Origin of the sequence: Aneurinibacillus sp. UBA3580 (genome assembly GCF_002375825.1) — a bacterium.
GTDB classification, from domain to species: Bacteria; Bacillota; Bacilli; order Aneurinibacillales; family Aneurinibacillaceae; genus Aneurinibacillus; species Aneurinibacillus danicus.
Window position 1 is genome coordinate 1 of sequence record NZ_DFMZ01000060.1, and the last position, 23,718, is coordinate 23,718.

Annotated in this window: 18 protein-coding genes and 1 pseudogene; 3 read left to right on the top strand and 16 right to left on the bottom strand. The window is 52.2% G+C overall.

Annotated features, from left to right (window positions below):
* Positions 1-282: 282 nt before the first annotated feature.
* Positions 283-1,982 (top strand): annotated as a pseudogene (locus tag B2899_RS09450) (Rqc2 family fibronectin-binding protein).
* Between the two features lie 10 nt (positions 1,983-1,992).
* Complete coding sequence (locus tag B2899_RS09455; protein WP_286885312.1) at positions 1,993-3,981, top strand: oligosaccharide flippase family protein; 1,989 nt, start codon at positions 1,993-1,995, stop codon at positions 3,979-3,981.
* Between the two features lie 178 nt (positions 3,982-4,159).
* Here the strand turns inward: B2899_RS09455 and pyrE are convergent, their stop codons facing one another.
* The 16 genes from pyrE to hpf form a co-directional block, all read right to left on the bottom strand.
* Positions 4,160-4,801 (bottom strand): orotate phosphoribosyltransferase, encoded by a 642-nt coding sequence (gene pyrE, locus B2899_RS09460; protein ID WP_146808009.1) that lies wholly within the window; start codon positions 4,799-4,801, stop codon positions 4,160-4,162.
* Positions 4,791-5,507: an orotidine-5'-phosphate decarboxylase gene (gene pyrF, locus B2899_RS09465; RefSeq protein ID WP_286885454.1), complete on the bottom strand. Its 717-nt coding sequence runs from the start codon at positions 5,505-5,507 to the stop codon at positions 4,791-4,793. Before pyrF ends, pyrE begins: the two co-directional genes overlap by 11 nt.
* Before the next feature lie 5 nt (positions 5,508-5,512).
* A complete protein-coding gene (locus B2899_RS09470) occupies positions 5,513-6,445 on the bottom strand; it encodes a dihydroorotate dehydrogenase (RefSeq protein ID WP_146808010.1) in 933 nt (310 codons plus the stop codon).
* Positions 6,442-7,239 carry a dihydroorotate dehydrogenase electron transfer subunit gene (locus B2899_RS09475; RefSeq protein ID WP_286885314.1) on the bottom strand — a complete coding sequence of 266 codons (798 nt, stop codon included), beginning with the start codon at positions 7,237-7,239 and terminating at the stop codon, positions 6,442-6,444. Before B2899_RS09475 ends, B2899_RS09470 begins: the two co-directional genes overlap by 4 nt.
* Complete coding sequence (gene carB / locus B2899_RS09480) at positions 7,232-10,471, bottom strand: carbamoyl-phosphate synthase (glutamine-hydrolyzing) large subunit (protein ID WP_286885315.1); 3,240 nt, start codon at positions 10,469-10,471, stop codon at positions 7,232-7,234. Before carB ends, B2899_RS09475 begins: the two co-directional genes overlap by 8 nt.
* Positions 10,464-11,540: a carbamoyl phosphate synthase small subunit gene (locus B2899_RS09485; RefSeq protein ID WP_146811593.1), complete on the bottom strand. Its 1,077-nt coding sequence runs from the start codon at positions 11,538-11,540 to the stop codon at positions 10,464-10,466. The genes carB and B2899_RS09485 overlap by 8 nt, the downstream gene beginning before the upstream one ends.
* A 158-nt stretch (positions 11,541-11,698) precedes the next feature.
* Positions 11,699-12,871 carry an acetylornithine transaminase gene (locus tag B2899_RS09490; RefSeq protein ID WP_286885316.1) on the bottom strand — a complete coding sequence of 391 codons (1,173 nt, stop codon included), beginning with the start codon at positions 12,869-12,871 and terminating at the stop codon, positions 11,699-11,701.
* Positions 12,868-13,668: an acetylglutamate kinase gene (argB, locus tag B2899_RS09495; RefSeq protein ID WP_286885317.1), complete on the bottom strand. Its 801-nt coding sequence runs from the start codon at positions 13,666-13,668 to the stop codon at positions 12,868-12,870. The genes B2899_RS09490 and argB overlap by 4 nt, the downstream gene beginning before the upstream one ends.
* 31 nt (positions 13,669-13,699) lie before the next feature.
* On the bottom strand, positions 13,700-14,734 hold the full coding sequence (gene argC, locus B2899_RS09500; RefSeq protein ID WP_286885318.1) for an N-acetyl-gamma-glutamyl-phosphate reductase: 1,035 nt from the start codon (positions 14,732-14,734) through the stop codon (positions 13,700-13,702).
* A gap of 244 nt (positions 14,735-14,978) precedes the next feature.
* Positions 14,979-15,344: a c-type cytochrome gene (locus B2899_RS09505; protein WP_246147392.1), complete on the bottom strand. Its 366-nt coding sequence runs from the start codon at positions 15,342-15,344 to the stop codon at positions 14,979-14,981.
* Positions 15,345-15,626: 282 nt separating this feature from the next.
* Positions 15,627-16,568 (bottom strand): transketolase family protein, encoded by a 942-nt coding sequence (locus B2899_RS09510; RefSeq protein WP_146811585.1) that lies wholly within the window; start codon positions 16,566-16,568, stop codon positions 15,627-15,629.
* Positions 16,568-17,413, bottom strand: a complete 846-nt coding sequence (locus B2899_RS09515) for a transketolase (protein WP_146811583.1) — start codon at positions 17,411-17,413, stop codon at positions 16,568-16,570. Before B2899_RS09515 ends, B2899_RS09510 begins: the two co-directional genes overlap by 1 nt.
* Complete coding sequence (locus tag B2899_RS18415) at positions 17,410-17,676, bottom strand: DUF2179 domain-containing protein (RefSeq protein ID WP_414631763.1); 267 nt, start codon at positions 17,674-17,676, stop codon at positions 17,410-17,412. The genes B2899_RS09515 and B2899_RS18415 overlap by 4 nt, the downstream gene beginning before the upstream one ends.
* A 98-nt stretch (positions 17,677-17,774) precedes the next feature.
* Positions 17,775-18,891, bottom strand: a protein-coding gene (gene prfB / locus B2899_RS09520) for a peptide chain release factor 2 (RefSeq protein WP_218029579.1) whose coding sequence is annotated in 2 segments (ribosomal slippage) — positions 17,775-18,818 and positions 18,820-18,891 — 1,116 coding nt in all. Because the reading frame shifts where the segments join, the coding sequence is not laid out codon by codon here.
* A gap of 3 nt (positions 18,892-18,894) precedes the next feature.
* Positions 18,895-21,414 carry a preprotein translocase subunit SecA gene (gene secA, locus B2899_RS09525; RefSeq protein WP_146811579.1) on the bottom strand — a complete coding sequence of 840 codons (2,520 nt, stop codon included), beginning with the start codon at positions 21,412-21,414 and terminating at the stop codon, positions 18,895-18,897.
* A 188-nt stretch (positions 21,415-21,602) separates the two neighbouring features.
* Positions 21,603-22,160 (bottom strand): ribosome hibernation-promoting factor, HPF/YfiA family, encoded by a 558-nt coding sequence (gene hpf, locus B2899_RS09530; protein ID WP_146811577.1) that lies wholly within the window; start codon positions 22,158-22,160, stop codon positions 21,603-21,605.
* A gap of 292 nt (positions 22,161-22,452) precedes the next feature.
* On the opposite strand from hpf, the gene B2899_RS09535 reads away from it, so the two are divergent.
* Positions 22,453-23,535: an HD-GYP domain-containing protein gene (locus B2899_RS09535; RefSeq protein WP_146811575.1), complete on the top strand. Its 1,083-nt coding sequence runs from the start codon at positions 22,453-22,455 to the stop codon at positions 23,533-23,535.
* The last annotated feature ends 183 nt before the right edge of the window (positions 23,536-23,718 follow it).

Consider the following 23,718-nt stretch of genomic DNA (forward strand, 5'->3'; position numbering starts at 1 on the left):
GGGAGAAAATCCAAAAGTTGTATGCGGACGATTGGGGCATGCAGATATCTCAATTACGCTCGGAACGTATTCTCATGTATTACCGAGCATGCAGGAAAACCTGGCAAAAAACTTTGACGCGGCGCTAAAAAATGCATCTCAAAGATCATAATGTGGTCAAAATGTGGTCAATTCACCTTTCCGTAGTAAGGACATACGACGAAAACCTTGATTTACCAAGGTTTACATTGTTTATGATTTGATACTATACTGTTTCTATTGTAGTAGAAAGGTGAGATACCTATGGCATTCGACGGAATTGTGACACGCGCGGTCGCTCATGAGCTGAATGAAAGGCTCGCTACCGGGCGAATTATGAAAATTTATCAACCGACAGATACAGAGATTGTTATGCAAGTACGGACGCGGAGGGGCAATGTACGCCTGCTTCTCTCGGCAAGCCTGAGCTTTCCGCGCATACATATGACAAACGCAAGCTACCAAAATCCGCTGGAGGCTCCAATGTTCTGCATGCTGCTCCGCAAATACTGCGAGGGCGCTATTAAAGGATCATCCATATTGATATCCGCGGACGCGACGAGCTCGGCGATGATCGGACAAAGCGGATCGTCCTCGAGATTATGGGGCGGCACAGCAATCTGATTCTCATGGACCCGCAGAACGGCCTTATTCATGACGGACTGCACCATGTTACACCGGCCGTAAGCCGCTACCGGGTCATCCTGCCGGGCCGTCCGTACGTAGCTCCGCCGCCGCAGAATAAACTTAATCCGCTGACGGCGACTAAAGATGATTTCATACGTCGTATTCAGTTCAATGAAGGAAAAATCGCCAAGCAAATTGTTGGCTCATTCGAAGGCATCAGCCCGCTTATTGCAAACGAGATTGTCCACCGTGCCGGTCTGCCGACACGGGAAGCGCTTTGGACCTCTTTCACTGAAATAATGGAGGCTGCACGCCGTCACGATTATATTCCTGTGCTTGTGCGTACGGAAAATAAAGAGCATTTTTCCGTCGTGGCTTTAACACACTTATCGGCGGAAAGCAGCGAGACGTTTACCGGGGTAAGCGAATGCCTCGAGGCGTTCTATCACGGCAAAGCGGAACGGGATGCGGTTAAGCAGCGCGTACATGACCTGGCCCGCCTGGTTGCTAATGAACGGAATAAAAACGAGAAAAAAATCGAGAAACTACTTGATACGAAACGTCAGGCGGAAGATGCCCGCATCTACCAAATCTACGGTGAACTAATTACGGCGAATATCTATCAAATTACCAGAGGCCAAACTGAGGCAAACGTGGTAAACTACTACGAGGAAGAAGCCCCGCTCGTCAACATTCCGCTTGATCCGGCGCTTACACCGGCCGAAAACGCGCAAGCCTATTTCAAGCGGTATACGAAGGCGAAGAACAGCCTGGCCGTCGTCGATGACCAGATTGCTGCGGCGGAAGAAGAAGTACGCTATCTCGATACCGTGCTGCAGCAGATCGAGAATGCCGGCCTCGCGGACATTGAAGATATCCGCGAAGAGCTGACCGAGCAGGGCTACCTGCGCGCAAGGCCGGGCAAAATAAAAAAGGGAAAGCCGAAAAATCCGGTGCTTGAACGCTACACATCAAGCGAAGGCGCCGTCATCTATGTCGGCAAAAACAATAAACAAAACGATTATCTGACCAACCGGCTGGCAAGTCCGAATGATACGTGGCTGCATACAAAAGACATTCCGGGCTCCCATGTAGTCATCCGCGGCGATAATTTCAGCGAGAGAACGTTAAGGGAAGCGGCAATGCTGGCCGTTTACTACAGCAAAGCCCGCCAGTCCAGCCAGGTACCGGTCGATTATACGCTTGTTCGTCATGTTAAAAAACCGAAGGGCGCCAAACCCGGATTCGTTATCTATGAACAGCAAAAAACGCTGTTCGTGACACTAGATGATGAAATCATCCAGGCGCTTACAAAAACTAAAACCACAACGTCTTGAGGAATGAAGGATGTCAAAAAATTCGTTTTTGAAAGGCACGCTCATACTAACGCTGGCGGCGATCATCTCGCGCGTGCTCGGCGTCGGGCAGCGCGTCCCGCTTCAGCATATTATGGGTAATGACGGGATGACGCTTTATACCATCTCGTATAACATCTACAGCATGCTGCTCATCATCGCCACCCTTGGGGTGCCGAGCGCACTGAGCAAACAAATCTCGGAATATACGGCGATTGGCAAGTACCATGAAGCCTACCAGACTTACAAGGCGGCCCGCAATTTCGCGCTCGTAACCGGCTTTATTATGTTCGCGTTCATGATGATCATTGCTCCATACTATGCCGAATACGCACTGGCGCCGCAGGCGGATCTGGCCATCCGCGCCATCGCGCCGGCCATGCTCTTGTTCCCGCTTATCGCCATCATGCGCGGATACTTCCAGGGTCTGCAATTCATGCAGCCGACCGGACTGTCGCAGATTATGGAGCAAATTTTGCGTGTAGCGACGGCGGTAGCGCTGCCGCTCATTCTCCTCCATTGGGGCTATAACAAAGATGTGGCCGTAGCCGGTGCCTCGTTCGGCGCGGTAACCGGCAGCATCGCCGCATGCGGCGTCATGATATACTTTTATAAAAAACGGCGGGCTGAACAAAAGAAACAGCTTGCTTCGCAAAAATCGCACACAAAACTGACATACCGGCAAATTTACAGCAAGATGATCCGGCTGTCGCTGCCGATTACGCTGTCGGCGCTCGCGGTCCCGCTCATCTACTTCATTGATACTTCGACATCGCTGCGCCTGTTGACACCGCAGGAAGAGCGGGTTTCTTTCGCGGTAGGTCACAAGGAAGCGACCATCGGAGATAAAGAAATTGTCCTGCCGGTGGCACCGTACCTGCACAATAACAATACCACCATGGTGCCACTTGAGGCGGTCAGCCAGGCGATGGGTGCCAAATTAACATGGGAGCCGGATAAAAAACGCGTATTCTATGAGCGCGGTCCGGTCAAAGAAACACTGACACTCGGCTCGGACGTCAAGGTAGGAAACAAAATACTCGGACCGTTTGAATATGCCGAAAATACAAACGTTCCGGCTGTACCGGTCCGTTTTTTCACCGAGCAGCTCCATACCTATAAAGAGGCGATGGATACGCTTGGCATTCTCGGCGGCAGCGCGCAGTCGCTGGCCGGTCTGCCGATTATTCTCGCCATTGCGCTCAGCTCTTCGATTATTCCGGTCGTCTCGTCAGCACATTCACGCCGCGATGAGCGGGAAGTGCAGCGCATGAGTTCTATGGCGCTTAGAGTGGCGCTCATTACCGGTGTTCCGGCCGCACTCTATCTTACTGTGGCTGCCTATCCGGTGAACGGCTTTCTATTCAGCAATACGGAAGCCACGTATACGAAAGCGGCCTGGATTATCGCATTCTTATGCTTCGGCACGATATTTCAGATTCTCATGATGACATCGTCCGGCATCCTGCAGGGATTGGGACGAACCGATTTGCCCATGCGGCATGTAGCGGTAGGGATTCTCGTTAAATGGGGCGGCAACTATGCCCTCGCGCCGCTGTTCGGTATTTATGGCATCATCATGGCGACCTCGTTCTGCTTTATCGTAGTAATGGCACTGAATCTGCGGGCAATTAACCGTTATACGCGCCTGACGATTCTCGGTGAGAAGTGGCGCGGTTTCCTGCTCTCATCCCTGCTGCTCTGCGCTATCGGACTTACGATTGTGTGGGCCGGGTTTAAAGTACAGCCTTTAGTATCTATGCCTGCGTTTCTGTTCTTCGGTATCGAATCGGCTGTGATCGCGGTGTTCAGCCTGGCTGGATATGGTATCGCCCTATTCCGACTTAAAGGTATCGATGTACAGGAGATTCGCTACTTCCCGCGCGCGGCCCAGAAAGCCTACCATCTACTGGCCCGCTATCGGATTGTGCCTGCCTATATCGATCCTGTAAATCAGCAACAAAAAAGTGGACTTCCTTAACTATTGGAGGTCCGCTTTTTTACCGTTCGCTATACTCGTTTATCACTTCCATTCATCCTCCAGCTTTTTTAGAAGCCTGTCAATTTCGTTTATCTCTATCTGGATTTGCTGAATGGTTTTCTCATCCTGAATTTCGTTTTTATCTAATAGCTAAACCTAAGCCTACAGATTCTATCTACTATCCTTTATATTCGCGTGGGTTTTCCCGCCAGGCTCTTAACGTGTCAAGCTGTTCCGGGCGGATGGCGCCTTTCTCTTGGGCGACATCGAGCAGCGCGGTATAGTTGCTGAGCGTCTCAAACGGAAAGCCCGCTTCTACAAATGCCTGCTCTGCGGCCGGAAATTGGTAAGAGAAGATTGCCAGTACTGCCAGCACCTCTCCTCCTGCTTCCTGTACTGCTCGTGCAGCTTCAATGGAGCTTCCACCGGTTGAAATCAAATCTTCAATGACAATAACTTTAGCTCCGGCTTCGAGTTTGCCTTCAATCTGATTGCCTTTGCCGTGTCCCTTCGGCTTCGAGCGCACATAGGCCATCGGCAGATTCAACTCATCAGCCAGCCATGCGGCATGCGGAATACCCGCTGTCGCCGTTCCGGCAATTACCTGCGCCTCTGAATATTTTTCACGAATGAGCGAAGCGAAGGTGCGGCATATCAAACGGCGCACTTCAGGATAGGACATTGTCATTCGATTATCGCAGTAAATCGGACTTTTGATGCCTGATGTCCAAGTGAACGGCTCATTCGGACGCAGGGCCACGGCGTCAATCTCCAGCAGCTTTTCCGCAATTTGTCGTGCTGTATCTGTATTAGTTGGCATATTGCTTCACTCCTTCTAAAATATCGTGCAGCGCTTGTTTCGGATTTGCCGCCTGCGTAATCGCCCGGCCAATCACGATAAAATCGGACCCTAGCTTAAATGCTTCTTCAGGGGTGGTGATTCTATGCTGGTCGCCCGTATCCGTTCCCTTCGGACGAATGCCCGGCGTAACGGTTAAAAATGACGCGCCGCATGCTTCTTTAATCAGGGGCACTTCCTTCGGCGACGCCACCACTCCATCTAAGCCCGCCTGCTGTACCAGCCGCGCGTAGCGGACGACACACTCTTCCACACTTCCCTCAATGCCCAGTTCGTCGTTCATCATTTCCCGGGTGGTGCTGGTCAGTTGCGTCACACCGATAAGGAGAGGGCGCTTTCCACCGGCCGGGGTCCCTTTTTCCAGACCCTCGCGCGCCGCTTCCATCATCTTCCGGCCGCCTGCCGCATGAACGTTGACCATATCGATACCCAGTCCGGCTATGCTCTGCATGGCGCCTCTGGCTGTGTTTGGTATATCGTGCACTTTCAAATCGAGGAAAATCGAATACCCTTTCTCTTTCAATTGCCGCACGTAATCCGGTCCTGCCGCATAATACAGTTGCATGCCAATCTTAACATAAACACCTGTTCCTTCCAGTATGCCGACACAGTGGTCCGCTTCCACAGCGCCCGGAAAATCGAGCGCCACCATAATTCGTCCGTTCATTTCACTCACCGTTTCCACCCCGCTCCCGTCAGCTCTCCGATAGATTCGACGCCGTATTGATCAAGCTTTGCTTCCAGTTCTTCAATGATTGCCGGACAGATGAGCGGGTCGACGAAATTGGCCGTACCGACCGCCACCGCCGATGCACCGGCCATGAAGAACTCAATGACATCATCCGCCGATTGAATGCCGCCCATGCCGATAATCGGAATGTTGACCTGCTGGCTGACCTCATAAATCATGCGAATCGCCACCGGTTTAATCGCAGGTCCCGACAGGCCGCCTGACCCATTGGCCAGCACCGGACGGCGCGTTTTCAAGTCGATTCGCATGCCGAGCAGCGTATTAATCATGCTGAGTCCGTCCGCTCCCGCCGCTTCCACCGCTTTTGCAATGGCAACCACGTCGGTGACGTTCGGAGATAGCTTAACGAATACAGGCACCTTGCTGACTTTCTTAATTTCCTCCGTCAGTTGCGCCGCAATGTCCGGGTCCGTGCCGAATGTAATTCCGCCACATTTCACGTTTGGACAAGAAATGTTCAGTTCAATGCCCGCCACATTCGGCGCCTCGCCGATCCGCTCACTCACCCGCACATAATCTTCCGTTACCGTACCCGCCACGTTGACAATGACTGGCAGCTCAGTGAACTGTTCGAGCCATGGTAGCTCATGTGCCATCACATCATCTAATCCCGGATTTTGAAGGCCGATTGCATTCAACATACCACCGGGTGTTTCCGCCACACGCGGCGTCGGATTCCCCTGGCGCTCTTCTACTGTGGTCGCTTTTACGGCGATGGCACCCAGCTTGTTTAAATCGTAGAATTGTGCATATTCCCTTCCGAAGCCGAAGCAGCCGGACGCCGGCATGACCGGATTTTTCATTTCAATTCCTGCGATATTGACTGCCAGACGGTTTGATGTTGATGTCGTCATACCAGTTGCACCTCCCCGAACGTAAAGACCGGGCCATCCGAGCAAATTTTTCGATATTTCTTGCCTTCTCCCAGCTCCTGCACAGGGCAAACACAGGCCAGGCACGCACCGATGCCGCAGCCCATACGCTGCTCAAGCGAAATGTATCCTTCTTTGCCTGCGGCCTGGTACGTATTCTGCAGGGCACGCAGCATGGGGAGCGGGCCGCATGAATACAGCACATCCCAATCCGACTCATCCAGTCCGTAATCTGCGGTTAATACATCGGTAACCAGCCCTTTTACACCGGCCGTGCCATCCATTGTCACAACATGCACATCCCCCAACTCAGCCAGTTCTTGTTCCAAGAATACCTGTGAAGCCGTGCCAAAGCCGATGACATATGTGATGCGCACCCCGCGCTTTTTTAGTTCCTTGCCCAGGTAGTACAGGGGCGGAACACCGATGCCGCCGCCGACGAGCAACGCATGCTCGCCGTCCTGCCGTTCTGTAACCGGAAAACCCCGGCCAAGCGGACCGAGAATATCGAGCGGCTGGCCCGGTACGTATTCGCTCAATACGCGCGTTCCATGCCCTTCCGCCCGGTATATCATCGTAAGTCTCTGGCGGTCCGCATCCACATCACAGATGCTGATCGGTCGGCGCAGCAGCGGATCGATGCCCGTGCCGCACTTCACATGAATGAACTGGCCGGGCCGTGTCATGCGGCCCACCAGTTCACCTTCCACTTCCAGACGGAAAATCCGTTCTGCCACCTGCGTGTTGGATACGACGGTCACCACGCCCTTATCCATGCACATACGCCTCCTTTACCGCTTCAAATCGTGGCATTGACTCTGCCCCAAACGTGATGGTGTCAAGTACGCGCAGCAGCGCACGCGCCGTATCAAGCGATGTCAGGCAGACGACACCGTTCTCCGCCGATTCACGGCGGATGCGGAATCCGTCACGTTCCGGTGTTTTGCCTTTGGTCAGCGTATTGAGGACGAAGCTGGCTTCGCCTTTGCGGATAATATCGAGCATATTCGGCGAAGCTTCGTTAACTTTGCGGACGCGGGTTACCTTCATTCCTTTGTCTTCCAGGTAACGTGCCGTTCCTTCCGTGGCGAGCAGTTTAAATCCAAGCTGGTTAAAGCCTTTGATAATATCAAGCGCTTCTTCCTTGTCTTTGTCTGCGACGGTTACCAGCAGCGATCCGTGTGTCGGAATGCTCATGCCTGAGGCAATCAGGCCTTTGTACAGCGCTTTAGCGAGGTTTTTATCACGGCCCATTACCTCACCGGTCGATTTCATCTCCGGTCCGAGCGCCGGGTCGACGCCATTCAGCTTAATTGTGGAGAATACCGGGCCTTTCACGGCATAGAACGGAATGCGCGGCAGAATGCCGGTACCGTATCCCATATCTTTCAGCTTCTCGCCCATTTGTGCCCGCGTCGCCAGCGCCACCATCGGTACACCGGTGACCTTGCTGACAATCGGTACGGTACGGGATGCACGCGGATTCACTTCGAGTACATAGATTGTGCCTTCCGTATCAATAACAAGCTGGATGTTAATCAGCCCGCATGCTTTCATTTCTTTCGCAATCAATGCGGCGCTGCGTCCAATCTCTTCACGCTGCGCGTCGGTCAGTTGAGGAGACGGGAAGATTGCCATACTGTCACCCGAATGCACACCGGCGCGTTCAATATGCTGGAAGATGCCCGGGATCAGAACCTCTTCGCCGTCGCAAATGGCGTCCACTTCCACTTCCATACCGGACACATACTTGTCAATCAGCAACGGGAACAGCGCCCCTGATGATGTATACCGGTTCCAGTCGGCAAAATACTGGTCAAGCTCTTCCGCATTGTTAATTACAACCATGCCGCGTCCGCCAATGACGTATGACGGACGAATCAGTACGGGATATCCCAACTCTTCCGCGACAAGATGCGCGCCCTGCTGGCTATTGACGCCTTCACCCGGAATGTGCGGGATGTTCAGCTTGCGCAGCATCTGATAAAATTGCTCACGGTCTTCCACCATGTCAATTGCTTCAACGGACGTGCCGTATACATGCACGCCGGCTTTTTGCAGTTTATCCGCCAGATTAATGGCCGTCTGGCCGCCGAACTGCACCATGACGCCATCTACCTGTTCTTTTTCGATGACATTCAACACGTCTTCAAGCGCCAGCGGTTCGAAATACAGCTGATCCGCCGTATTGTAGTCGGTAGAGACGGTCTCCGGATTGTTGTTGATGACAACGGCGGAGATGCCCTGCTTGCGCAACGATTTCGCCGCATGTACCGAGCAATAATCAAACTCGATGCCCTGGCCGATGCGGATCGGACCGGAGCCTAAAACCAATACCTTTTTGCCTTTCTTCTCGACCGGGACTTCGTCGCGTCCCTGCCAGGTCGAGTAATAATAAGGAGTCGCGGCGACAAACTCGGCCGCGCATGTATCCACTAGCTTATAAGCCGGGCTTATGCCCCATTCTTTCAGACCGGCGCGCACTTCCTCGAAACTGACACCACAGAGGCTTGCGATCGTGCTGTCGGCAAAGCCGCGCAGCTTCGCTTCCTTCAACAGTTCCGGCGTCATTTTGTGCCAGCGCACTTCTTTCAATGTATTTTCAAGGTCAACGATACGAGCCAGTGCATTCAGGAAGAAGCGGTCAATCGCTGTCTTCTCATGCAGCTCCTCTACACTCATGCCGCGGCGCAGCGCCTCGGCGATATAGAAGATACGCTGGTCGGTCGCATTGACCAATTCGTTCTCCAATTCTTCTTCACTTGCATCTTTTACATACGCAAGCTCCAGATGCTGTACGCCGACTTCCAATGAACGAATCCCTTTCAGCAGGGCGCCTTCCAGCGTACGGTCAATCGACATTACCTCGCCGGTTGCTTTCATCTGCGTGCCCAGCTTGCGGTCCGCATGCGGGAACTTGTCGAACGGCCAGCGCGGAATTTTCGCTACGACATAGTCGATGGCCGGTTCGAAGCTTGCATAGGTGTAGCCTGTAATCGGGTTTACGACCTCATCCAGATGGTAGCCAAGCGCCAGCTTCGCCGCCGTACGCGCAATCGGATAGCCGGTCGCCTTGGACGCAAGCGCCGAGGAGCGGCTGACACGCGGGTTGACCTCAATGAGATAGTATTGGTCACTGTGCGGGTCAAGCGCATATTGAATATTACATCCCCCCACAACCCCCAGCGCACGGATAACCTTACAGGCGACGGAACGCAGCATTTGATACTGACGGTCCGTGAGCGTCTGCGAAGGTGCTACAACAATTGAATCTCCTGTATGCACGCCGACCGGGTCAAAATTCTCCATGTTGCACACGATGATGCACGTATCGTTGGCATCGCGCATGACTTCATATTCAATCTCTTTCCAGCCTTTGATGCTGCGCTCAATGAGCACCTGATTGATCGGGCTTGCGTTCAAGCCGCGTTTGGCCACAATACGAAGTTCTTCTTCATCGTTTGCAAAACCGCCGCCCGCGCCGCCAAGCGTATAGGCGGGACGCACGATGACCGGATAACCGATGCTGTTTGCAAACGCCACCGCATCCTCTACTGTAGTTACCGTCTCGCTCTCAGGAATCGGCTCGCCGATCTCCTGCATCATGCGCTTGAACTCTTCACGGTCCTCGCCGCGGATAATCGTATCGAGCGGTGTGCCGAGCAGCTTCACATTGTACTTCTCCAGCACGCCCGCCTTCGACAGCTCTACCGCCAGGTTCAGGCCGGTCTGGCCGCCGAGTGTCGGCAGCACGCCGTCCGGACGTTCTTTGGCGATAATCTTCTCCACCGCTTCTACCGTTAGCGGCTCCATGTATATGCGATCCGCCACTTCATCATCTGTCATGATGGTGGCCGGATTGTTGTTTACAAGAACGACTTCCACGCCTTCTTCACGCAACGCCAAACAGGCCTGAGCGCCGGCGTAATCGAATTCGGCCGCCTGCCCGATGATAATCGGACCGGAGCCGAGCACAAGCACTTTGTTGATGTCGGGTAGTTTAGGCATAACTCTTCTCTCCTGTTACCTGGCATTGTTGAATGAATTCTGTAAATAAATAGCCCGTATCCTGCGGACCGGCGTGCGCTTCCGGATGAAACTGCACGGACGAAATCGGCAGCGTTTTATGGCGTACACCTTCGACCGATTTGTCGTTTACATTGATGAATGTTAGCTCCAATGCCGCGTTCGCAAGTGAATCTCCTTTCACCACATAGCCGTGATTTTGCGAGGTTAGATACACTTTGCCGGTGCGCAAATCTTTCACCGGATGGTTGCTGCCGCGGTGCCCGTATGGCAAACGCTCCGTATCGCAGCCGTATACCAGAGAGATTAGCTGATGACCGAGGCAGATGCCCATCGTCGGGTAGCTCTCAATAATCTTTTTCAATTCCCCGAGCTGCGGTGTAATTTCTTTCGGATTTCCGGGACCGTTCGATAGGAACACACCGTCCGGATCAATAGATATTACCTGGTTATATGTGATATTGTACGGAACCACCGTTACGCGGCAGCCACCGTCCAACAGACTTTGCAAAATGGATTTTTTATACCCGTAATCGATCAGTACAATATGCGGACCTTTCGCCTCTTTGCCGTACTCCTCGATATTTTTCACCGATACGCCTGGCACAACATTCGTAACCGGCTGCGGAGTAAAAGAAGCGAGCTTCTCTTTGTCTGTCGTCAAAAGTCCGTACACTTCTCCATGTGTCCGGACAATGTGGGTAATCGCGCGCGTATCGATGCCGGACAAGCCGCCGATGCCGTATTTCTCGGCAATCTCGGCCAGCGTATGTCCGGACTCGTAATGGCTCGGCTGGCGGCAGAGATCGCCTACCAGCAGGGCCTTGCAGGCCGGTTTGATACTCTCATAGTCTCGTTCATTGATGCCGTAATTGCCGATCAGCGGATACGTAAACGTAATAATCTGGCCGGCGTACGAAGGGTCGGACAGAACCTCCTGGTAGCCTGTCATTCCTGTATTAAATACGACCTCTCCCGTGCAGTCGTCCACGCTGCCAAACCAATCTCCTTCAAATATGTCGCCCGTACTTAACACAAGATATCCTTTCATCCATTCCACTCCTTTATGTGTGAAAATCATGAGAAAAGAAAGAGGGGAAGAGGAAAGAAGATTCAAAGAAGAAAAAGGCGAACGCCTTTTTCTTCTTTAGAAATCACCCCCCGTTCTCTTCTCATTCTCTTCTCTCTTTTCCTTCGTACTCCTGATTTCTATACCGTTTGCGCCGTCGCGTTCAGCACCTCTTCGAGTGCTTGCGCCGCGTGATCTATTTCTTCTTTTTCAATCGTAAACGGAGGCAAGAGCCTCAGCACGTTCGGCCCTGCCTGCAGCAGCAGGATGCCTTGCTCGCGCATTTTCGCAACAACCGGAGCCGCTTCGAACGCTAGCTCCACGCCGATCATAAGCCCCTTGCCGCGTACATTGACAACATCCGGGCGCGCTTCGGAAAGCCCGTTCAATTTCTCTATGAAATAAGCGCCCATCTCTTCCACCCGGGCGAGATACTCGTTTTCTTCTATTGTTTCAAGCGTGGCTAAGCCGGCCGCACATGCGAGCGGATTGCCGCCGAATGTCGTGCCGTGCGTGCCGGGTCCGAATGCTTCAGCCAGCTTTTCTTTGCCGACAATGGCGCCGATCGGAAAGCCGCTGCCCAGCCCTTTGGCCATTGTAATGATATCCGGCTCGACGTTGTAGTGTTGATAGGCGAACCACTTGCCGGTACGACCGATGCCTGTCTGCACTTCATCTACGATCAGCAGCAGGTCATGCTCCGCGCATAGTGCCTTGATATGCTCAACGAATTCGGGCGAAGCGGGATGCACACCGCCTTCTCCCTGAACCATCTCCAGCATGATGGCGCACGTTTTCTCCGTAATCGCAGCGCTGAGTGCCTCCGCATCATTGTACGGTACGGTGACGAAACCTTCCGGCAACGGGTCAAACCCGTCTTTGACTTTCGCCTGACCGGTTGCGGTCAGCGTCGCCAGCGTCCGTCCATGGAACGATTGCTCGAAGGTAATGACTTCATACCGGTTTTGCTTCTGTACCTTCTGTTGATAGCGGCGGGCCAGTTTAATGGCCGCCTCGTTCGCCTCCGCGCCGCTGTTGCAGAAGAACGCCCGGTTGCCGCAGGTAAGCGACGTTAACTTCTCCGCCAGCTTCTCCTGCACCGGAATCTCGAATAGATTGGAGCAGTGCCACAACGTATCGAGCTGCTCCTGTACTTTCACCTTCACCTGCGGGGGCACATTGCCGAGCGAAGTCACCGCAATGCCGGAGACAAGGTCAAGGTAACGGTTGCCGGCTTCGTCCCACAGATAATTGCCTTCCCCTTTGGTAATGCGAATCGGCCAACGCCCGTAGTTCGGAAATAGATAACTCACGATACCTTCACCTTGCCTTCTTTAACGATTTTTGTACCGATCATCTGACCGGCCGCAACTTTCTTCAGAACGCCCGGCTCGTAGCCGTTGATAATCAACACTTCTTCTACTTCATGTCCGAGCGCATCCAGTGCCGCCCGCACCTTCGGTATCATGCCGCCATAGATAATGCCTTCGGCGATCAATTCATTGATTTGCACCTCATCAAGCTCCGGCAACACCTTTTTGACACCGTCTATCTCCTGCATAACACCCGGAACATCCGTCACCATGACCAACCGCTTCGTACCTACCGCCCCTGCAACTGCACCAGCCGCCGTATCGGCGTTGATGTTATAAATCTGGCCGTCTGCGTCGAAGCCCAGCGGCGCGATGACCGGAATGAAACCCGATTGACTCAGCGTTGCTATCAGGGCAGGGTCGACCTGCTGTATCTCTCCTACAAACCCGAGGTGCTCAGGTCCCTGTATCACCTGCAATGTCGATCCGTCGATGCCGCTGATACCCGCCGCACGGCCGCCCGCCGTCTGAATCCGGCTGACCACCTGCTTATTGGTCTGTCCGATAAGCACCATCTGTGCCACCTGCAGCGTCGCCGCATCCGTCACCCGGAGTCCGTCCACGAACTTCGGCTCAATTCCCATCTGCTTAAGCGTCGCCGAAATCGCCGGACCGCCGCCGTGTACGATGGTCAGCATAAACCCATCCTGCTGCAGTGCCGTTATATCTTCAAAAAAAGAGGCAGGCAGATTCTCAAGTGTACTGCCGCCGCATTTAATTACCAGCTGATTTTCCATCTTCTCTCCCTTTCTTACTGTCGGCCTCGTTTTACGGATACACAGGGGTAAACGCAAGGCCCGTCGTTTCTGGAAGTCCGAACATTAGGTTCATATTTTGTACCGCCTGACCGGCAGCGCCTTTTACTACGTTATCGATCACGCCAAGCACGATGACCCTTCCTGTACGCTCATCCACATGCCAGGCAATATCACAATAGTTGGAGCCGTACACTTCCTTTGTCTTCGGATACGCGCCCGGACGCAGCCGGACAAACGGTTTGCCTTCGTATGCATCCGCATAAGCTTCAGCCACCTGTTCGGCTGTGACTCCTTCTTTCAATGAAGCGTACGCCGTTGTCAGGATGCCGCGGTTCATCGGCACAAGATGCGGCGTGAACGAGATGACCGCTTCTTTGCCGGTAAGCTGTGTCAGCGTCTGTTCAATTTCCGGTGTATGCTGGTGTTTCCCTACTTTGTAAGCCGAGATGCTTTCGTTCACTTCGCAGAAATGCGTTCCGAGCGATAAGCCCCGTCCCGCACCGGTTACACCCGATTTGGCGTCCACAATGATGGATTTGCCATCGATCAGGTCCGCTTTCAATAGCGGAAGCAGGCTGAGCAGCGTCGCTGTCGGATAGCAGCCCGGATTGGCGAGCAGTTTCGTCTCCCGAATGGCGTCCGCATTCCATTCGGACAGCCCGTAAACCGCCTGGTCAATGTATTCCTGCGCCGCTGTCTCCTTGCCGTACCAGCGCGTATACAACTCCGGTGTTGCCAGGCGGAAGTCGCCAGATACGTCAATCACTTTGAGCTTGCCGTCCATAAGCTGCGGTACGAGCTTGCCGCTTACGCCGGACGGTGTCGCAATGAACACTACGTCCGCTTCGTTCCGGATGCGTCCGCAGTCAATCTCAGCCAGATCGTCTGTAAAAATATGAGTGAGATGCGGATAAACCTCCTGCATGGCTTTTCCGGTCTGTGAGTTGGAATATACAGCCACAATGTTAGCTTCGGGATGGGTCAACAGCAGGCGAATGAGTTCAATTCCGCTGTATCCCGTCGCTCCGATAATTGAAATATTCACGTATGTTTCCCCCAATTGATCCTGTCTGAATAAGTTATGAATTATTATACGATGTAAGGCATAATAATTCAATTAGTTTTTTGAATTTCTATGCATGATTTCTTATAAATAAAACCATCATAACGGATCTGTCGCAAGCCCTGCCATGAAAGTGAAGAAAAGAGCGGCTGACTTTTGCGGTACAAAGAAAAAGAGGATGCCTCCTTTATATAAGAAAACATCCTCTTTATTCATTCTAATGATATTATTTCTTTGTAATCAGCCAATCGGCCAATACCTGCGCGTCCGCTTCGCTCACCAGACCGCCCGGCATGCCGTTGCGTCCTTTTACGATAATGGTTTTGATTTCATCAGCGCTCTTGTACTTGCTGCCGACCTTCGTCAAGTTCGGTCCTACACCGCCTTCCATGTTTTGACCGTGGCAGGACGTACAGCTAGCCTGGAAGATTTTTTGCGCGTCTTTTCCGCCGCCTCCCGCTTGTCCGCCGCCCTGCTGGCCTCCCTGGCCTTGTTCAGCGCCGCCGCCCTGATTATTATTGGCCGTGCCGCATCCCGCAGCCAGTGCCAGCACAAGCAGCAGGCTGCTCAGCATTACAGTCCACTTTTTCATAAAAAACCCTCCCTTAATCATGCACATCACAAAGCGTGTTACATTACACAGCTTAGTATGAGCAGAGGAGAGAGGTTTTATAATATAACGATCGAAAATCGTGAAGAAAGAAGGAACCAGAGAGAGGAAATAAGAGCCAGAGAAGAAAAAGGCCTTCGCCTTTTTCTACATTGAAATCATCCCCTCGTTCTCTTCTCTCTTTTTCCTCCTACTACAAAAGTCAGCTGCCCTTCCCTCGGTTTTCATGTCGGGGTTGCAGCTGAAAAGGCATGGTCGCTTTGTTTATAATAATTCCTTCGCTTTTGCGGCGATATTCTCTGCGGTCAGGCCATATTTTTTCAGCAGTTCATCCGGTGTACCGGATTCGCCGAACGTATCTTCGACGCCGACGCGGCGTAGTTTGGCCGGATGCTTCTCGCACAACACTTCCGCTACCGCAGCGCCGAGGCCGCCGTAGATGTTGCACTCTTCCGCTGTCACAATGCCTTTTGTTTCCTGAGCCGCTTTGACAATGATGTCTTCATCAATCGGCTTAATTGTCGCCATGTTAATAACGCGCGCTTCAATGCCTTCCTGCGCCAGCAGCTCCGCTGCCTCGACTGCGATATGTACCATGACGCCGGTTGCGATAATGGCGACATCATTCCCTTCGCGAATCTGTACGCCTTTGCCGATTTCAAATTCATAACTGTCGTCGAACAACACCGGGACACTTGGACGGCCCATGCGGATGTACATCGGACCGTATGTGTTGGCCGCAGCGCGAATCGCTTTTTTCGTCTCCGTCGCATCCGCCGGCACGATCACCGTCATATTCGGAATGGCGCGCATCAATGCAATGTCTTCCACTGCCTGGTGAGAAGCGCCGTCTTCGCCCAGCGTGAGGCCCTGGTGCGTCACCGCAATCTTCACGTTCAAGTTCGGATAGCACACAGAGTTACGAATCATGTCTGCCACACGGAGGGAGCCGAACAGCGCGAATGTGCTCGCAAACGGGATTTTGCCGCAAGTCGCAAGGCCTGCCGCCATACCGATCATGTTGGCTTCCGCAATCCCCACATCGAAGAAGCGGTCCGGAAACGCTTTGCCGAAATCGGCCGTTTTCGTTGATTTTGCCAGATCCGCATCCAGTACTACGATGTCCGGATTTTCATGACCGAGCTCGACCAGAACCTGTCCGTAAGCGTCGCGTGTTGCAATTTTCTTTACCGTTGTCTTCTCCATTACTTTTCTCCTCCCTGCGCGCACAACTCTTCCAGTGCCTGCGCCAGCTGTTCCGCATTCGGGGCCGTGCCGTGCCAGCCGCATGCGTTCTCCATGTAAGACACGCCTTTTCCTTTAACCGTGTGCGCCACGATGAAAGTCGGCTTGCCTTTTACTGTCTTCGCTTCGTCGAGCGCGGCGATAATCTCTTCAAGGTTATGTCCGTCAATTTCAATGACATGCCAGTTAAACGCACGGAACTTATCGGCTACCGGTCCAATGTTCATAATATCTTCCACGTTACCGTCAATCTGCAGGTGGTTGTAATCCAGGATTGCCACCAGGTTGTCCAGCTTATAATGGCCTGCTGCCATTACCGCTTCCCATACCATGCCTTCCTGAATTTCTCCGTCGCCAAGCAGGGCATATACGCGGTAGCCGCGCTTATCAAGACGCGCAGCCAGCGCCATACCGTTCGCAGCGGACAATCCCTGTCCGAGCGATCCTGTGCTTTGCTCTACGCCCGGCAGCATCTTTTTGCTCGGATGACCCTGCAGACGGGAATTAATCTTACGGAAAGTAGCCAATTCCTCTTTCGGCAGGTAGCCTTTCTCTGCCAGTGCCGCATACAGCACCGGGCTTGCGTGTCCTTTGCTTAGAATAAAACGGTCACGGTCCGGATCGTCCACCTTTTCCGGTCCTACGTTCATCTCATGAAAATACAACACCGCCACAATATCTGCGGCAGACAGCGAACCGCCCGGATGGCCCGAATTGGCCGCTGATACCATTTTCACAATCTCCTGGCGCATGTTGTTCGCATGCTGCTTCAGCTCTGCGAGTTTCCCCTCTGCAATCGTAGTCATTCCCTCTCCTCCATATAACTAAGTATTAGTATATTGATATCCTTTCGTAGTAAGAGGAATAGAAAAAAGCAAGAGGATACGAGAAAAGAGTGCCAACAAACGCATGACAAACCCAGGCGCAAGGCGTTATCTTTTCTGTCTCTTGTCTTCTTCTTTCGCTCATTGGCGTCGTTCACAATGACGAACGCGTTCGGATCAAGCCGCTTGACGATATTTTTTAGACAGGCCAGTATACTCTCTGGTGCATACTCATTCACTTCCATGAAAGAAATAGCTATGTAAAAGAAAAACAAAGGATACGCTGAGGTAGAAAAGAGAAAAGCACAGCTATATCTCTTTGTTTTTCCATAATAGATCGTTCTTAAGATTCTGTAGTGTGCCCAAGCTGCTGGCGAAGATATGCGTCGATGAACGGGGTCAAATCTCCGTCCATAACCGCCTGCACGTTCCCGGTCTCATGGTTTGTGCGGTGGTCTTTTACCATGCTGTAAGGATGAAACACGTACGAGCGAATCTGGCTGCCCCAGCCAATCTCTTTCTGCTCGCCGCGCAGCCTGGCCGCTTCCTCTTCCTGCTCCTGAATCTTCCGCTCATACAGCTTAGAACGCAGCATCTTCATCGCTTTCTCCCTGTTTTTAATCTGGGAGCGTTCCGTCTGGCACGTAACCACCACGCCAGTCGGAATGTGCGTAATCCGTACCGCCGAGTCGGTCGTGTTAACATGCTGACCGCCCGCACCGCTGGAACGGTACGTATCAATTTTCAGTTCATCCGGCCGAATCTCGATTTCGATATCATCGTCAATCTCCGGCATCACATCACACGATACGAACGACGTATGGCGACGTCCTGATGCGTCGAACGGAGAGATGCGCACCAGACGGTGGACCCCTTTCTCCGCTTTCAAATAGCCGTACGCATTGTGGCCTTTAATCAGCAAGGTCACGCTTTTCACGCCCGCTTCTTCGCCCGGCAAGTAATCGAGCGTCTCGACCTTAAAGCCCTGCTTCTCGGCCCAGCGGGTATACATGCGCAGCAGCATATCCGCCCAATCTTGCGACTCCGTACCGCCCGCACCCGGATGCAGCTCAAGAATCGCATTCTTCTTATCATACGGCTGGCTCAGAAGCAGTTGCAACTCATATTCATCCAGCCGCTTCTGCAGAGATTCCACCGATTCCACGATATCTGGAATCAAGGATTCCTCATTCTCCTCCGCATACAGATCCATCATGACTTCAATGTCTTCGTACGCCGTCTCCATCTCCTGTATGGCGGTGACAGCATCCTTGAGAACATTGACTTCACCGATGATAGCCTGGGCCGCATCGTTATCGTCCCAGAAGTTCGGCATTGCCATCTTCTCTTCTAGCGCGGCAATCTGCTTTTGTTTGCCGGGGAGGTCAAAGAGACCCCCTAATCTCCGCCAATCGCTTACCGATGGCTGTCATTTGCTGTTTCGCTTCCGTCAATGGCATGGTTTATTCCTCCTGGCCGTGACAATTTTTGTATTTCTTCCCGCTGCCGCAATAGCACGGGTCGTTGCGCCCGATCTTCGGCTCCTGGCGGCGCACCGGTTTCTTCCGCGCCGGCTCGCCTGAATCGGACGGCACCATTGCCTGCCCCTTGGCTACTTCCTGGCGCTGCAGGTTGCTTCCAATGTTGGCTTTCATAATATATGTCGCGACCTCTTCTTCGATGCTCGCGATCATCTCGTTAAACATCTGGTAGCCTTCCATCTGGTACTCACGCAGCGGGTCCGTCTGGCCGTATGCCCGCAGGTGGATACCCTGGCGGAACTGATCCATCGCATCGATGTGGTCCATCCATTTGCTGTCGACCGCACGCAACACGACAACTTTCTCGAATTCGCGAAAATCCGCTTCTTCCATAAGCTGTTCGCGTTCGGTATACAGGCGCTCAACAAGCTCGCGGAATACTTCCACGATTTCTTCGCGGTCTTTGCCCCAGATGTCTTTCTTATCCAGCTGTCCTTCATGCAGGAATGTACCGTTGCAGTGGTCAATAAGCGCATCGAGGTCCCATTCTTCCTGCACCACTTCATCCGGGCAGTGCAAATCGATCAGACGCTCGACATGCGACATAATCATGCCGATGATTACATCGCGCAGCGATTCAGCTTCCAGCACTTCGCGGCGCTGTTTGTAGATAACCGTACGCTGCTGGTTCATTACGTCATCATACTGCAAAACGACGCGGCGCATATCAAAGTTCGCGCCCTCTACGCGCTTCTGCGATGACTCGATCGCACGGGATACCATTTTACTTTCAATCGGCATGTCTTCTTCCATGCCGAGGCGATCCATCATGCCCATGATATTCTCCGAACCGAACTTGCGCATCAGTTCATCCTCAAGCGAGATGAAGAACTGGGATGAACCCGGATCCCCCTGACGTCCGGCACGTCCGCGCAGCTGGTTATCGATCCGGCGGCTCTCATGACGCTCGGTACCGATGATGTGCAGACCACCAAGCTCGGCTACGCCTTCGCCCAGTTTAATGTCCGTACCACGACCCGCCATGTTCGTTGCTATGGTTACTGCACCACGCTGACCGGCCTTGGAGACAATCTCCGCCTCACGGGCATGATGCTTCGCATTCAACACCTCATGGCGGATGCCTTTTTTCCGCAGCATGCTGGAGATAAGCTCCGACTTCTCGATCGATGTTGTACCGACAAGCACCGGACGGCCTTGCTTATGGTGCTTCTCTACATCCTCCACGACAGCACGGTATTTGCCGCGTTCGGATTTATAAATCGCATCCGGCTTGTCCTCGCGAATAACCGGTTTGTTCGTCGGAATGACCACGACGTTCAGACCGTAAATCTTCTGGAACTCTTCTTCTTCGGTTTTGGCCGTACCGGTCATACCACCGAGCTTCTCATACATCCGGAAGTAGTTCTGCAGCGTAATGGTCGCCAGCGTCATGCTCTCGTTCTGTACCTGCAGGCCTTCCTTCGCTTCAATTGCCTGATGCAGACCGTCGCTGTAGCGGCGTCCCTGCATGAGACGACCGGTAAATTCATCGACGATGATAACTTCGCCGTTGTCCACCACATAATCAATGTCACGCTTCATCAACGCGCGTGCTTTTAACGCAATATTAATGTGGTGATTCAGCAGAATATGTTCTGTATCATACAGGTTATCGATATTAAACGCGCGTTCGACTTCCGCTACCCCTTTTTCAGTGAGGGCTACGGAATTCGCTTTAATATCGATCGTATAATGCTCTTCTTCCTTCAAGCGGGTCACAAAACGGGCTGCCACATAGTACAGCTCAGTCGACTTCTCCGCTTCACCGGAGATAATCAACGGCGTCCGCGCTTCATCGATCAAAATACTATCCACCTCGTCGACGATACAATAATGCAGCGGACGCTGTACCATTTGCTCTTTATACAGCACCATATTATCGCGCAGGTAGTCGAACCCGAACTCGTTGTTCGTTCCGTACGTAATGTCAGCCGCGTAAGCCGCACGTTTTTCATCCGGCGACATGCCGTTCAGGTTTACCTCGCAGCTTAACCCCAGGAATTTATAAATTTGCCCCATTTCTTCGGCGTCACGCGCCGCCAGATATTCGTTGACCGTGATGACATGCACACCTTTTCCGGCAAGGGCATTTAGGTATACCGGCAGCGTTGCTACGAGCGTTTTCCCTTCCCCGGTTCTCATCTCGGCAATCTTGCCTTCATGCAGTACTATGCCGCCGATGAGCTGCACATCGTAGTGGCGCATGTTAAGCACACGGCGTCCGGCTTCGCGGCACACCGCAAAAGCTTCGTATAAAATATCATCCAGCGTCTCGCCTTTAGCAAGCCGTTCTTTAAATTCATCCGTTTTATTCCGCAGTTGTTCATCACTTAACGCCTGCATGTGCGGTTCCAACGCATTAATCTTCTCGACGCGCTTGTACAGCTTTTTCACGTCGCGCTCGTTAGAATCGCCAATAATCTTCTTAATGATTCCTAGCATCGGGTATCCAATCCCCTTCCAATCTTCGCTCTTCTTGCTAGTCGAGCAGTTAGACTGCTCTAAATTTTAATTTTAACAGTAACACAGGGAAATTGACAAGGAATATAGAATAATAACCGGGGATGAAGAAAGATACAAGCGAAAAAGGCGCCCGAGAGCGCCTTTTTATCTGTATCATATAAGCTTTTTTATACGCTTTCCGGCTCGATTAAGCCGTAGCGGCCGTCTTTACGGCGATAGACGACGTTCACTTCTTCTGTCTCCGCGTTACTGAATACGAAGAAGTTATGACCTAACATATCCATCTGCAGCACCGCTTCTTCTGCATCCATCGGCTTCAGATTGAAGCGCTTCGTCTTCACGATGCGAAGCTGATCGTTGTCCTCTTCCGCCGACTCGTCTTGAGCGGCAAACACCGGATCGGCATCCAGGAGCACGGCTCCCTGCTGACGATACTTGCGGTTGATTTTTGTCTTATGCTTGCGGATTTGACGTTCTAATTTCTCAACAACCAGATCGATCGCCGCATACATATCGCTGTTGGTATCTTCAGCTCGGAGGATAACTCCCGGCATTGGAATCGTCACTTCCACGGTATGTTCGCCGCGCAGTACACGAAGCGTGACATTGCAGGAAAATGAGGAAGTACTCTCAAAGTAGCGCTCGAGGCGACCGATTTTTTTCTCTACATAGTCTCGGAGTGCAGGAGTTACCTCGATATTTTCACCACGGGTGTTGTATTGCATATGGATACTCCTCCTTTCGTCTATATCTATATATTCCCCTTTCCCGCGTGAAAATCCTTCTCCATCCGACATTTTTTTCCCACCTTTTGTGAACTTTTTGCAACGTTTCCTTTCCTTCCAACAAACATTCGAAATCTATTCTTTATGTAAGTAAGGCTCAACACCAAAATGTGGTTGACCGTTCGAAACGTACGCAACGTGTAGCAAGGAAAAAACAAAGAATCCACGCGAAAATGGACGAATATGGTATAAATAAAGGAAGAACATTTTTCAGAAAAGGGGGAACCAGGGAATGAGGCTTGTACCTACATCATATGAGCTCATCGGGCGTATCCTAAATACAGACATATACAATGAAAAAGGAACGTTACTGCTTGGCGCGGGCAAGATGCTGACCGTAAAAGACATTGATTCATTGCTCATTAACAACATTTTTGAAATCGCCATCAAAGGCCCGACCCGCACGGCAAGACCGATCGAGAATATCGCGCCCGAACTCCTGCACCAGATTGACGAAGCCTGGAGTTATGAACCTGACATGGCTGTTATCTATAAAGAAACACTTTCCAGCATGAAAGACCTGCTTAATGATGCACAATATGGCAATCCTATTAATGTCCAGGAAATCGTCAATCAGTTCTCCACACTCATCAAGCATGCTCTGGAGCATCGATATGTATTCCATCCCCTCCACACTTTAAAAGGCAAAGACGAATACACGTACCGTCACAGCATCAACGTCGGGCTTCTATCCGCACTCATCGCCCGTCTGCTCGGCCTGCCGGATGAGGTATGCCTGGAAGTGGGCGAAGCCGGTTTGTTCCATGATATCGGAAAATTGGAAATGCCCGATGAAATTTTAAACAAACCCTCGGAATTGAATGATAAGGAAAGGGAAGTTATGCGTCAGCATCCGCAGTATGGCTACGCAATGTTGCGCAAGATTCCCAATATCCCCAGGTCCTTTGCCGATGTGGCGCTGCTCCACCACGAGCGTCTGGACGGCTCCGGCTATCCGTTTGGACTCAAACATGAAAACATTCCGCTTTCCGTTCAAATTGTTTCTGTGGCAGACAAATTCGATGCGCTTGCGTCCGATCGCGTATACAGGGCTAAACTTTCGCCTTTTGAAGCGGCGGCCGCTCTCTGGGATGCCCAGTTCGCCGGACTGATGAATCCGGCAATTGTGACGCCTTTCGTCATGTACATTCTTGAGTCGTATATCGGGTCCCGCGTGAGGCTTTCGAACGGGCAGGAAGGCGTGATTGTCCGGTATAATCAGCAAGAGCCGCTGCGTCCGTTGGTTCGCACGGATGATGATACGTTCGTGAAGCTGGATTCGGAGCGGGACGTGCAGGTTGCAGAAATATTATAGATAAGAAAACTTTACTTAGATTGCTTCGCTTGCGCTGGCATATCCTAAGGGCGGCTTTAATGCGCTTTTCTCTTGTTCTCCCCGCTCCGTTTGGGATAAGAACGTATCCCGAATCGTTCTTAATTCTAGGAACGGTTAGGCAGCAAAAAAGAAAGAAGTCCTGTGAGAGAAATCTCTCACAGG